Below are 13,124 nucleotides of genomic sequence, written 5' to 3'. Positions count from 1 at the left end.
GGATAATGAGCCGTAGCAGTATCTTATGATAAGTCTTTGGACTTAGCGGCAGCAAGCATCGGATCAAATAAAGAGGGCGTCTCAAAAGTCAGCGATCGACTTTTGAGACGCCCTTTCAGGGTATGGGATTGATGTAGGACCACGAGCCAGCCTTCTGATTGCCTGATTAGTTCATTTGATTTGCTTTTTGGTGGAACGCTTGGTAGCTGGTAACTAAGCGATCAAGATGTTCGATATGCTGATTGTAATCAATGATGGTTGAAATGAGCGGAAGCAGATCCAGCCATTCATCCGTTTTTTCGGTAGAAAGATGAGAGAAGAACAAACGGGCAAGCGTTGCGCTTTGCTTATAGTCTTTCCGCGCTTGCTCTTCATGACGCTTGCGACGAATTTTTCCATCAAATTTCAGCAGCACGCGCTCGTGGTAGGTCATTAAGCCGCTGAGCTGGATGCGGAGCGATTCACGGAAACCATCTGGAAGCAGGCGGAAGGCATTCTCATTGCGATCCAATTCGTTCAATAGATGGTGCAGCAACTGCGTCACATGAATCATTTCACGGAAAATGACCGTTCGCCGCAATTTAACCGATTTGATCCGCTTGCGAAAGGCACGCTCTTCTTTATACCAATGGTAATAGTTTTCGATTTTGAGCTTCCTGCTGTCGAGCTCAGCCATTTCCTGTTTGATTTTTCGATTATCCGAAGTTCCGCCGCTCAGCAGACGTGTCCATTTAATCAGCTGCGTCGTTTGCGTTAGAATCTGAGTGTAGAGCGTATTTTCATAATGAGGCGGGAAAATCAGCAAATTGACTAAAGTTGCTGAGATGACGCCAATACAGATCATGGAAAAACGGCGGATCCCTTCATAAAGGAAGGCAACATTGTCGCTCATACCGCTCGACATAATGAAGATCACGGTGACCATGGTCAGAGTCAGTGTGTGATGCAAATTAAATTTAAGATGCAGCGCGATCACAAACACAACGCTCAGACCAACGACGATCGGTGTATCACCGAAGAAAATGACGGCGGCAACGGCAATCAGTGCACCAATCAGATTCCCATAGATGTTTTGGATCATCGCGTGGATGGAACGCTGAACCGAAGGCCGCGTGGTCATTGCCGCAGCAACGCCGGCCATGATTGGCGACGTCATGCCTAATGCCATTGCAGTCATCAAGGCAAGCGTCACGGCAACACCGGTTTTCAAGCTGCGTGCGCCTAAGTGCATAACGGTCGGCCTCCTTTTCATTTGATTTTACCAAAAAAAGAGCGATAAAAAAAAGAGCGGATCGACCGCTCTTCGTTCGAAGGAAGACATTACCCTTTTGCAAGCTTCGCAAACGCATCGTCTGCAGCTGCCAAAGTGTCGTCAATGTCTTTTTCCGTATGCTCGGTTGTCAGGAACCATGCCTCATATTTTGAAGGGGCAAGATTGACGCCTCTTTCGAGCATTAATTTGAAGAAACGCCCGAACAGTTCGCTGTCGGTATCTTTCGCTTCCTCATAGTTTGTGATCGGATGGTTTGAAAAATACAAGGTCATCGCTCCGCCGATCCGGTTGATCACAACAGGAAGATGGTATTTTTCTTCATTAACTGCCAGCATACCTTCTTCAAGCTTTTTGCCAAGGCGATCCATTTCTTCGTAAATACCCGGTGTTTGCAATACTTCAAGACAAGCAATTCCGCTAGCCATCGACAGCGGGTTGCCGGCCATTGTCCCAGCCTGATAGGCCGGTCCGTTCGGGGCAACTTGATCCATGATATCACGTTTGCCGCCGTAAGCGCCGATCGGAAGTCCGCCACCGATGATCTTGCCCATTGCTGTGAGATCCGGAGTGACGCCCAAATAGTTCTGGGCACCGCCGTACATGAAACGGAAGTTGGTAATCACCTCATCATAAATGACGAGTGCGCCTGCTTGGTGGGCAATCTCATTCACCGCTTCAAGGAATCCGGGTTGCGGACGTACCATACCGAAGTTTCCGACGATCGGTTCAACGAGTACGGCTGCAATTTGTGATCCCCATTTTTCAAACGCATGCTGTAGTGTGTCCACATTATTGAACGGTACCGTGAGCACTTCTTGCGCGGTGCTTTCGGTGACGCCGGCTGAATCCGGAGAGCCAAGCGTTGACGGACCGGAACCTGCGGCGACGAGTACGAGGTCAAAGTGGCCATGGTAGCTACCGGCAAATTTCAAGATGATTTTTCTGCCGGTAAAGGCTCGAGCAACCCGTACGGTCGACATAACGGCCTCTGTACCGGAGTTGGTAAAACGCACTTCATCGAGGGAAGGAATTCCTTTCTTCAACATTACGGCCAGTTCGGTTTCCAGTCGTGTCGGCGTTCCGTAGAGTACACCGCGTTCGGCCTGCTTCTTGATCGCTTCTGTAATATGCGGATGCGCGAATCCGGTAATAATCGGTCCATACGCCGCCAGATAATCTATGTAACGGTTGCCGTCTTCATCCCAGAAGTAGGCGCCTTTGCCTTTTTTCATGAAAACTGGAGCGCCGCCGCCGACTGCAGCGTAGGCACGGGAAGGGCTGTTGACGCCTCCGACAATATTTTCGAGAGCTTCTGCATAGAGTTTTTCAGAAGTTTGCGTATTCATTGCGATTAATCTCTCCTTAACCTGTTCTAGGTTCTTTTTTGCTCCCCATAAGTATCCAATAACAGGCAGAAAATGACAAGCAAAGCGCGTCGAAAGCTAGTCAAACATGCGGTGGTTCATCAAAAACACAAAATGTTCAAGAATACGGGCGGTCAGTCCCCATATTGTTTTCCCTTTATATTCATAAAAAGGTTCGCTGATCTGAAGGTTGCGAAACGGATAGCGCTTACCCGCTACAATCCGTTCGAAGGGAAATTCGGAATGTTTATCAACCGTAAAGTTGAGCGAATGCTTTTCAGGAATCTGCTTCATCAGCCAAGGGAGCGGGATCGTAAAGACTTCCTGTACCTCATCAGGATTTGGTTTAAGCGGTTCATCCGACTCGATGACGCCGACAAAGGGATAGAGGAACAACTCGGAGGTTGCGATGCATGTGCCCATCTGGCCAATGACCTGGATCGCCTCCTTGCGAATGCCCAGTTCTTCGATGGTTTCTCGCACCGCAGTTTCCCGCATCGATCCATCGATTTTTTCGCTTCGTCCGCCGGGAAAACAGATATCACCCGGCTGGCGCTTCAATTCGGCTGCCCTAATTTCAAGCAAAAGCGACCATGTGTTGTTTTTATAAATAAGCGGAAGGAACAGCGCAGATTTTTTTGCCGTATCCTCGCCAATGATACTGCCATCATTTTCAATTCGTCGTGTAATACTTTTTATATCCATAAGATCACCCGTGATCAATCGTTTTTACCTCTCTAGTTTATCATTTTTCGTCGCCTGCTGCCTGATTGCTGCCGAGCGGAAGCCGCTTTAGTTCACAAGTGCAGCCGCACGGGTTATTATGATGAGTAGAATGAATAATAGGAACGGGTGATGAAGTGAGGGCATTTATTCATGAAGGTACTGCGGGGATGGATGGCGCATGCTTCGCGCCGAGCTTTTCCAATCCGCCGGCGCCTAAATCCGGTGAAGTAAAGGTGAAATTGAAGGCTGTCGGACTGAATCATCGCGACCTGTTCGTGTTAACGCGGCATCAGTCAAACGATCCGGCACTGGTCATTGGTTCGGACGGAGCGGGGGTTGTCTCAGAGGTTGGCGCCGATGTTCAGAATGTGCGCGTCGGCGATGAGGTGCTGATTATCCCAAGCTTGGGTTGGCTGAAGAACACGCCTGCACCGCCGAAAGACTTTGAAATTCTCGGATTGCCGGACCATGGCACGTTTGCTGAAGAAATCGTCCTTCCAGAGGTTCAGGTCGCTGCCAAACCGGACTATTTGTCTTGGGAACAGGCCGGTGTGCTCCCGCTTTCCGCGCTGACCGGCTATCGGGCGTTGTTTACTCGAGGCGGATTAAAAGGTGGACAAACCGTCTTCATTCCGGGGATCGGGAGTGGGGTTGCGACGTATATGCTGCAAATGGCAAAGGCGGTAGGCGCAACGGCAGTCGTCTCCTCACGTAGTACTGAGAAATTGAAGAAAGCAGGGAAAATGGGTGCAGATCTGTTGCTGGATAATGACCAAGATTGGGCGGCAGCATTGAATGGAGAAAAGGTGGATCTCGTGATTGAAAGCATCGGTGCGGCAACCTTTAACCGTTCGCTTGGCATGCTTAAAAAAGGCGGTACGGTGGTTTCATTTGGCGCATCGGCAGGTGATGAGATTGTGCTTGATCTGCGCAGCTTTTTCTATAATCAATGGAATCTGCATGGCTCGACAATGGGGAGTATTGAAGAATTTCATGAAATGCTTGATTTGTTCTGCGAGCATAAGATCAAACCAATTGTCGATCGATCCTATGATCTGGAACAGACCGGCGAAGCGCTGAGTTATCTGAAACAATCGGCGCAATTTGGCAAAGTTGCAATTAAAATCAATTCATGATGACAAAGGAGAATAAGCGATATGCTGGAGACGGGTACGAAAGCACCGGATTTTACACTGCAAGAAACTAACGGTAAACCAATCACGCTGTCAGACTATAGAGGAAAAAATGTTGTTCTGTACTTTTATCCGAAAGACATGACTCCGGGATGTACGACAGAAGCTTGCGACTTCCGTGATCAGAACAGCCGTTTTGAAGAGGTGAACACGGTCGTGTTGGGCATCAGCACGGATCCGATAGAACGGCACCAGAAGTTTGCCGTCAAGCATGAGCTTCCGTTTACGCTTTTGTCCGATCCGAATCATGAAGTTGCTGAAACCTACGGCAGCTGGCAGTTAAAGAACATGTTTGGAAAGAAGTCGATGGGGATCGTGCGTTCAACGTTTGTTATGGATCGGGAAGGAACGATTCGCAAAGTATGGCCGAAAGTAAAAGTTGCCGGACATGTTGACGATGTATTTCAGTTCGTCAAACAGAATCTCGTGTAAATGAGATAGCTGATTCTCAAAAAACGCTAATAAATGACAAAAGATCAGAACGCATGTGTCGTTCTGATCTTTTCATTATGGTGTGCCCCAGTATGTTTTCTTTCAACCAAGGCAAACTAAACGTACAGGTTATATGAAAAAATTAGGAAAAAGCGCTTAACGTTGACAGGACGAGCATCAACCATGTACACTGAAGATATAATTATAACGATTGTAATTTGAGAATTGGTTTTGATAATCACATCTTTGAAAGTGAGGTGCATGACGGTGAGCGATAAACAAGTAACTGTTGAACACGCAATTGAGTTATTGAAAAGCTCCGGAGTTCGGATTACTCCGCAGCGTCATGCGATTCTGGAGTATCTCGTTATTTCCGATACACACCCGACTGCGGATGAAATTTATAAAGCGCTTGAACATAAATTCCCAAATATGAGTGTTGCGACCGTCTATAACAACCTGCGTGTATTTAAAAAAACCGGATTAGTAAAAGAATTGACCTTTGGTGATGCATCGAGCCGTTTTGATTTTTCGACCCATCGCCATTATCATGTCATTTGCAGCGAATGCGGCAAAATTGTTGATTTCTTCTATCCCGCATTAGACGAAGTTGAATCTTTAGCGGCGCAAGTGACCGGCTTTAAAGTCGATCATCATCGATTGGAAATTTACGGGGTCTGTCCGGAATGCCAAGCCAAGCAAAAGGCAAGCGATCTTTCATCGCCAGAGCACGAAGCTGCAACCTGAACTGGAAAAGCGATAACTCGTCTATGAAGTCATGCCGCGTCTTGAGCGCGGCATTTTTATATGTCCAAACCCTCCCTCTACAATGGGTTTGTTTATTTGCAGCGCATATGAGAAGGTATGCTCTACTGATTGTTCATTATAGAACGGGTGAGTTTTTCTTGTATTTGCTTCTTTGTCTTGTATCAAGAAAGACTGCTGTGGCGCTTATACGAGAGGGATAGTGCAAGAGGACTTATGCTTTGCATTGCGGAGAATCAGGCGAGGGGATAAGGGGATCGGCAATCCTATCTCAGTCGCTCCGCTTCCTTGGCATTGGCTTTTTTTGACTGTTCACAAATTTGCTCTTGACGGTTTTCATAATCCGTGCTAAATTTATTGACGTTGTCTTTTACAACATCTTGTCTGAACATGTCGGATCTTGTACATGTGTTTCAATTGAGAATAAAAAAAGTTGACACACTATCATCCGATATGGTAACATATTTCTTGTCGTTTTGATAATCTCAATTGTAAAGTCGGCAACAAAAATGCTGATTCATCGAAAAGAAGTTCTTGACAAAGAACTTTGGAAGATGGTATGATAATTGAGTTGCTGTTTGGAATGTTCCTTGAAAACTAAACAAAAGCCAAGCGTGAATAAAGGGTTTTTAAACCCCATAATCAATTCAATTTGCTATGGATCATAATGAACTTTAAAGTAAAGCCCAGATATTTTATCTGGCATTGAATGTATAAACTTTTTGGAGAGTTTGATCCTGGCTCAGGACGAACGCTGGCGGCGTGCCTAATACATGCAAGTCGAGCGCACAGAAGGGGGCTTGCTCCTGGACGTGAGCGGCGGATGGGTGAGTAACACGTGGGCAACCTGCCTGTAAGACGGGGATAACTTCGGGAAACCGGAGCTAATACCGGATAATCCCTCGCACCGCATGGTGCGAGGTTGAAAGATGGTTTCGGCCATCACTTACAGATGGGCCCGCGGTGCATTAGTTAGTTGGCGGGGTAACGGCCCACCAAGACCGCGATGCATAGCCGACCTGAGAGGGTGATCGGCCACATTGGGACTGAGACACGGCCCAAACTCCTACGGGAGGCAGCAGTAGGGAATCTTCCACAATGGACGAAAGTCTGATGGAGCAACGCCGCGTGAGCGAAGAAGGTTTTCGGATCGTAAAGCTCTGTTGCCGGAGAAGAACGAGTGCTAGAGGAAATGCTGGTGCTGTGACGGTATCCGGCCAGAAAGCCACGGCTAACTACGTGCCAGCAGCCGCGGTAATACGTAGGTGGCAAGCGTTGTCCGGAATTATTGGGCGTAAAGCGCGCGCAGGCGGCTTCTTAAGTCTGATGTGAAATCTTGCGGCTCAACCGCAAAAGGTCATTGGAAACTGGGGAGCTTGAGTGCAGAAGAGGAGAGTAGAATTCCACGTGTAGCGGTGAAATGCGTAGAGATGTGGAGGAATACCAGTGGCGAAGGCGGCTCTCTGGTCTGTTACTGACGCTGAGGTGCGAAAGCATGGGGAGCAAACAGGATTAGATACCCTGGTAGTCCATGCCGTAAACGATGAATGCTAGGTGTTAGGGGGGTCCAACCCCTTAGTGCTGAAGTTAACACATTAAGCATTCCGCCTGGGGAGTACGACCGCAAGGTTGAAACTCAAAGGAATTGACGGGGGCCCGCACAAGCAGTGGAGCATGTGGTTTAATTCGAAGCAACGCGAAGAACCTTACCAGGTCTTGACATCCTCTGACAAGTCTAGAGATAGGCCGTTCCCCTTCGGGGGACAGAGTGACAGGTGGTGCATGGTTGTCGTCAGCTCGTGTCGTGAGATGTTGGGTTAAGTCCCGCAACGAGCGCAACCCTTGATCTTAGTTGCCAGCATTAAGTTGGGCACTCTAAGGTGACTGCCGGTGACAAACCGGAGGAAGGTGGGGATGACGTCAAATCATCATGCCCCTTATGATCTGGGCTACACACGTGCTACAATGGGCGGTACAAAGGGCAGCGAAACCGCAAGGTCAAGCCAATCCCATAAAGCCGCCCCCAGTTCGGATTGCAGGCTGCAACTCGCCTGCATGAAGCCGGAATTGCTAGTAATCGCGGATCAGCATGCCGCGGTGAATCCGTTCCCGGGCCTTGTACACACCGCCCGTCACACCACGAGAGTTTGTAACACCCGAAGTCGGTGTGGGAACCTTTATGGACCCAGCCGCCGAAGGTGGGACAAATGATTGGGGTGAAGTCGTAACAAGGTAGCCGTATCGGAAGGTGCGGCTGGATCACCTCCTTTCTAAGGAAACGATCAATAGCGAAACGCTTGAGCTTTTGTTTGGTTTTGAAGGATACATTCTTTCAGTATTTTTGGTGGGGGCCTATAGCTCAGCTGGTTAGAGCGCACGCCTGATAAGCGTGAGGTCGGTGGTTCGAGTCCACTTAGGCCCACCATTACTTTATGGGGCCTTAGCTCAGCTGGGAGAGCGCCTGCTTTGCACGCAGGAGGTCAGCGGTTCGATCCCGCTAGGCTCCACCATTATTATGTCAATTACGGCATTATGAACCTTGAAAACTGGATAACGAAAACAAGCAAAGTCAAGAAACATCCAAAATGATCATTCAATTGATCTAGTGGTTAAGTTATAAAGAGCGCACGGTGGATGCCTTGGCACTGGGAGCCGATGAAGGACGGAACGAACGCCGATACGCTTCGGGGAGCTGTAAGTAAGCTTTGATCCGGAGATTTCCGAATGGGGGAACCCGCCATCCTGAACGGATGGCATGCTCTGCTGAATCCATAGGTAGAGTAAGGCAGACCCGGGGAACTGAAACATCTCAGTACCCGGAGGAAGAGAAAGCAAATGCGATTTCCTGAGTAGTGGCGAGCGAAAGGGAAACAGCCCAAACCAAAGGGCTTGCCCTTTGGGGTTGTAGGACACTCCGCATGGAGTTACAAAAGTACGTTTCAGGCGAACGACCTGGAAGGGTCGGCCAGAGAAGGCAAACGCCCTGTAGCCGACGGAACGTACACTCCGGAGTGGATCCTGAGTACGGCGGGACACGAGAAACCCCGTCGGAATCCGGGAGGACCGTCTCCCAAGGCTAAATACTCCCCAGTGACCGATAGTGAACCAGTACCGTGAGGGAAAGGTGAAAAGCACCCCGGAAGGGGAGTGAAAGAGATCCTGAAACCGTGTGCTTACAAGTAGTTGGAGCCCCCTTCGGGGGTGACAGCGTACCTTTTGTAGAATGGACCGGCGAGTGACGATTCTAAGCAAGGTTAAGCTGAAGAGGCGGAGCCGCAGCGAAAGCGAGTCTGAATAGGGCGAATGAGTTTAGGGTTGTCGACCCGAAACCGTGTGATCTACCCATGTCCAGGGTGAAGTTCAGGTAACACTGAATGGAGGCCCGAACCCACGCATGTTGAAAAATGCGGGGATGAGGTGTGGGTAGGGGTGAAATGCCAATCGAACACGGAGATAGCTGGTTCTCCCCGAAATAGCTTTAGGGCTAGCCTCGGATGAGTGAGACTTGGAGGTAGAGCACTGATTGAATAAGGGGTCCCCACAGGATTACCGAGTTCAGTCAAACTCCGAATGCCAAGCCCTTACGTCCGGGAGTCAGACGGCGAGTGATAAGATCCGTCGTCGAAAGGGAAACAGCCCAGACCGCCGACTAAGGTCCCTAAGTTTGTGCTAAGTGGGAAAGGATGTGACGTTGCCCAGACAACCAGGATGTTGGCTCAGAAGCAGCCACCATTTAAAGAGTGCGTAATAGCTCACTGGTCGAGTGGCGTCGCGCCGAAAATGTAACGGGGCTAAGCACAGCACCGAAGTCGCGGATGACCGTCAGGTCATGGTAGGGGAGCGTTCCAAGGGCATTGAAGATGTGCCGTGAGGCATGTTGGAGCGTTTGGAAGTGAGAATGCCGGTATGAGTAACGAAAAGAGAAGTGAGAATCTTCTCCGTCGAAAGCCTAAGGGTTCCTGAGGAAGGTTCGTCCGCTCAGGGTTAGTCGGGGCCTAAGCCGAGGCCGAAAGGCGTAGGCGATGGACAACAGGTTGATATTCCTGTACCAGCGTTTCACGTTTGAGTGATGGGGGGACGCAGGAAGGTAAGGCGAGCGCACGGATGGAAGCGTGCGTTCAAGCCGTGAGGCTTGCAGCGAGGCAAATCCCGCTGCTTGTGGCCAAGCGGTGATGAGGAGGGAACTTAAGTACCGAAGCGCCTGATCCTACACTGCCAAGAAAAGCCTCTAGCGAGTGAAACGGTGCCCGTACCCAAACCGACACAGGTGGGCAAGAAGAGAATTCTAAGACGCTCGGGAGAACTCTCGTTAAGGAACTCGGCAAAATCACCCCGTAACTTAGGGAGAAGGGGTGCTCGAAGGACCTTCGGGTCCGGAGAGCCGCAGTGAAAAGATCCAAGCGACTGTTTACCAAAAACACAGGTTTCTGCTAAACCGTAAGGTGATGTATAGGGGCTGACACCTGCCCGGTGCTGGAAGGTTAAAAGGAGAGGTTATCCCTTCGGGGAGAAGCTTTGAATTGAAGCCCCAGTAAACGGCGGCCGTAACTATAACGGTCCTAAGGTAGCGAAATTCCTTGTCGGGTAAGTTCCGACCCGCACGAAAGGTGTAACGATTTGGATACTGTCTCAACGAGAGACCCGGTGAAATTATAGTACCTGTGAAGATGCAGGTTACCCGCGACAGGACGGAAAGACCCCATGGAGCTTTACTGCAGCTTGATATTGGATGTGGGTATCGTTTGTACAGGATAGGCAGGAGCCTTGGAAGCCGGACCGCTAGGTTCGGTGGAGGCATCGGTGGGATACTGCCCTGACGATATCGACATTCTAACCCTGAACCGTGATCCGGTTCGGAGACAGTGTCAGGCGGGCAGTTTGACTGGGGCGGTCGCCTCCTAAAAGGTAACGGAGGCGCCCAAAGGTTCCCTCAGAATGGTTGGAAATCATTCGCAGAGTGTAAAGGCACAAGGGAGCTTGACTGCGAGACCTACAAGTCGAGCAGGGACGAAAGTCGGGCTTAGTGATCCGGTGGCACCGCATGGAAGGGCCATCGCTCAACGGATAAAAGCTACCCTGGGGATAACAGGCTTATCTCCCCCAAGAGTTCACATCGACGGGGAGGTTTGGCACCTCGATGTCGGCTCATCGCATCCTGGGGCTGAAGTAGGTCCCAAGGGTTGGGCTGTTCGCCCATTAAAGCGGTACGCGAGCTGGGTTCAGAACGTCGTGAGACAGTTCGGTCCCTATCCGTCGCGGGCGTAGGAAATTTGAGAAGAGCTGTCCTTAGTACGAGAGGACCGGGATGGACACACCGCTGGTGTACCAGTTGTTCCGCCAGGAGCATACGCTGGGTAGCTATGTGTGGACGGGATAAGTGCTGAAAGCATCTAAGCATGAAGCCCCCTTCAAGATGAGATTTCCCATGATTTTAATCAGTAAGACCCCTTAGAGATGATGAGGTTGATAGGTCTGGAGTGGAAGCACGGTGACGTGTGAAGCGGACAGATACTAATCGGTCGAGGACTTAACCCAAAACAATTGGATGAATGACTTTGAAGTTTTCGTTACCGGTTTTGAAGGCTCGTGAGAGCCGGTTTAAGTCTGGCGGTTATAGCGAAGAGGTCACACCCGTTCCCATCCCGAACACGGTCGTTAAGCTCTTCTGTGCCGATGGTAATTGGGGGCTGTCCCCCTGTGAGAGTAGGTCACTGCCAGGCAAAAGATAAATAGTGATTGTGCTTCACGACAATCGTCGGTAGATCACTCCATAGTGTTTATATCGTGGTGGAGCAAAGGATCGAAGGATCATCTGTCGTGAAGTATTTTTATGGAGAGCTGTCCGAGTGGCCGAAGGAGCACGATTGGAAATCGTGTAGACGGTTAAGGCCGTCTCGAGGGTTCGAATCCCTCGCTCTCCGTTACCGCTATCCGATACAATCGGATGAATGTTTTATGAATGTCCCAAAAATCCCGTTCTTACGGGATTTTTTAGTACTCGCATTTCCGTTACAAAAGCATACTTTGAGGGCAAATAAGGGCAAGCTATTGTAGCGGATTGACCTGACCTATATCAGGTATCCTATAATGGAAGAACTGCTAAGTTGGTTGCTACAGGAAAAACGACAATAAAAGGACCAAGAAGCTATAAATTCAGGAGAAAAGACAATTTGGATAGGTTACAATTAATTGGACAAATAATTTAAGGTCATGTACACTTGGTTCAACTATTCCAAGGGAGACCGGAAACATGAAAAAGGAACGGAGAACTTTTTCAAAAGAGTTCAAGGAACAAATCGTCAGTCTACACGCTTCAGGTAAGCCCAGACATGAAATCATTAAAGAGTATGATCTCACGCCTTCGGCCTTTGATAAATGGGTTCGTCAACACAAGACAAGCGGTTCTTTCAAGGAGAAGGATAACCGAACGCCTGAGCAGGAAGAACTGATTCATTTAAGGAAAGAAAATCAACAGCTGAGAATGGAGAATGATATTTTAAAACAAGCCGCGCTGATCATGGGACGAAAGTAGATGTGATTCGACAGAACCGTCACAAATACTCGGTATCAGCAATGTGCGACGTCCTACAACTTTCTCGCAGTACCTACTATTACGAAGCTAAAGTTCGTGAGAATCAACAGGCTGAACAGGAATTGACACGCCAAGTGGTTCAAATATTTAAAGCAAGCCGATCGATCTATGGACAGCGAAAGATCAAAAAAGAACTGGAGAAGCAGGGAAAACAAGTCTCGCGAAGAAGAATCGGGCGAATGATGAAAGAACAGGGCCTCGTTTCAAAGTATACGATTGCACAGTTTAAGCCGCATAAAATAGGCTGCAACGAATCTCCCACTGGAAACACGTTGAATCGTCAATTCCAGCAGGAAAAGGAATTAAAAGTGGTAGTCAGTGATCTGACGTATGTCCGTGTGCAGCAGAAATGGCATTATATTTGTATCTTTATTGATTTATATAATCGCGAGATTATTGGTTACAGCTCTGGTCCAAATAAGGACGCTCAGTTAGTCCACCGTGCCTTCGCCACGGTAAAAGGTGACCTAAGTCAACTCGAACTATTCCATACAGATCGGGGAAACGAGTTTAAAAATAGGCTTATTGATGAGACTCTGGAAGCGTTTCAAATCAACCGATCACTGAGTCACAAAGGGACACCCTATGATAATGCTGTGGCGGAAGCGACCTTCAAAACGATTAAAACTGAGTTTATTAGCGGACGTGATTTTCCTAACCAACACGTTCTTGACCTTGAATTATTTGATTACGTCAATTGGTTCAATAATGTTCGCATCCATGGATCACTAGACTACCTAACACCAACTGAATACAAGCTGCGACACCTTTAAAAATTT

General features: G+C 48.8%; 7 protein-coding genes, 3 tRNA genes and 3 rRNA genes. 10 read left to right on the top strand and 3 right to left on the bottom strand.

Annotation, left to right across the window (positions count from 1 at the left end; all coding sequences use genetic code 11):
- Positions 1–166 precede the first annotated feature (166 nt).
- From K7399_RS09455 to K7399_RS09445, 3 genes are all read right to left on the bottom strand, one after another.
- Complete coding sequence (locus K7399_RS09455) at positions 167–1,231, bottom strand: FUSC family protein (protein WP_010026075.1); 1,065 nt, start codon at positions 1,229–1,231, stop codon at positions 167–169.
- A gap of 89 nt (positions 1,232–1,320) precedes the next feature.
- On the bottom strand, positions 1,321–2,619 hold the full coding sequence (locus tag K7399_RS09450; RefSeq protein WP_128166949.1) for a glutamate-1-semialdehyde 2,1-aminomutase: 1,299 nt from the start codon (positions 2,617–2,619) through the stop codon (positions 1,321–1,323).
- A gap of 96 nt (positions 2,620–2,715) precedes the next feature.
- Positions 2,716–3,360: an NUDIX hydrolase gene (locus K7399_RS09445; RefSeq protein ID WP_223362287.1), complete on the bottom strand. Its 645-nt coding sequence runs from the start codon at positions 3,358–3,360 to the stop codon at positions 2,716–2,718.
- 137 nt (positions 3,361–3,497) lie between these two features.
- Between K7399_RS09445 and K7399_RS09440 the strand changes: the two genes are divergently transcribed.
- From K7399_RS09440 to K7399_RS09395, 10 genes are all read left to right on the top strand, one after another.
- Positions 3,498–4,499, top strand: coding sequence for a zinc-binding dehydrogenase (locus K7399_RS09440; protein WP_028977114.1), 1,002 nt, complete (start codon positions 3,498–3,500; stop codon positions 4,497–4,499).
- 21 nt (positions 4,500–4,520) lie between these two features.
- Positions 4,521–4,988 (top strand): thioredoxin-dependent thiol peroxidase, encoded by a 468-nt coding sequence (gene bcp, locus K7399_RS09435; RefSeq protein WP_028977115.1) that lies wholly within the window; start codon positions 4,521–4,523, stop codon positions 4,986–4,988.
- A gap of 261 nt (positions 4,989–5,249) precedes the next feature.
- Positions 5,250–5,735: a peroxide-responsive transcriptional repressor PerR gene (perR, locus tag K7399_RS09430; protein ID WP_037563428.1), complete on the top strand. Its 486-nt coding sequence runs from the start codon at positions 5,250–5,252 to the stop codon at positions 5,733–5,735.
- Between the two features lie 737 nt (positions 5,736–6,472).
- Positions 6,473–8,023, top strand: a 16S ribosomal RNA gene (locus tag K7399_RS09425).
- Positions 8,024–8,101: 78 nt separating this feature from the next.
- Positions 8,102–8,178, top strand: a tRNA-Ile gene (locus tag K7399_RS09420).
- Between the two features lie 9 nt (positions 8,179–8,187).
- A tRNA-Ala gene (locus K7399_RS09415) sits at positions 8,188–8,263 on the top strand.
- 97 nt (positions 8,264–8,360) lie between these two features.
- Positions 8,361–11,288 (top strand): 23S ribosomal RNA (locus K7399_RS09410).
- Positions 11,289–11,356: 68 nt separating this feature from the next.
- A 5S ribosomal RNA gene (gene rrf / locus K7399_RS09405) occupies positions 11,357–11,473 on the top strand.
- The 16S, 23S and 5S rRNA genes sit together here with 3 tRNA genes alongside, the layout of an rRNA operon.
- Positions 11,474–11,585: 112 nt before the next feature.
- A tRNA-Ser gene (locus tag K7399_RS09400) sits at positions 11,586–11,674 on the top strand.
- 329 nt (positions 11,675–12,003) lie between these two features.
- Positions 12,004–13,118 (top strand): IS3 family transposase gene (locus tag K7399_RS09395; RefSeq protein ID WP_128166093.1). Its coding sequence is split into 2 segments (ribosomal slippage): positions 12,004–12,256 and positions 12,256–13,118, totalling 1,116 coding nucleotides; the frame shifts between segments, so codons are not numbered across the junction.
- Positions 13,119–13,124 lie beyond the last annotated feature (6 nt).

This window comes from Sporolactobacillus terrae (assembly GCF_019930545.1).
Lineage (GTDB): Bacteria > Bacillota > Bacilli > Bacillales > Sporolactobacillaceae > Sporolactobacillus > Sporolactobacillus terrae.
Note: the sequence above shows the minus strand (reverse complement) of the source record. Positions and strands in the feature narration are given on the sequence as shown.

Bases quoted from the DNA above. Each gene is read 5' to 3' on its own strand.
- K7399_RS09450 (WP_128166949.1), bottom strand. From the start codon at position 2,619: ATGAATACGCAAACTTCTGAAAAACTCTATGCAGAAGCTCTCGAAAAT.
- K7399_RS09455 (WP_010026075.1), bottom strand. From the start codon at position 1,231: ATGCACTTAGGCGCACGCAGCTTGAAAACCGGTGTTGCCGTGACGCTT.
- bcp (WP_028977115.1), top strand. From the start codon at position 4,521: ATGCTGGAGACGGGTACGAAAGCACCGGATTTTACACTGCAAGAAACT.
- perR (WP_037563428.1), top strand. From the start codon at position 5,250: ATGACGGTGAGCGATAAACAAGTAACTGTTGAACACGCAATTGAGTTA.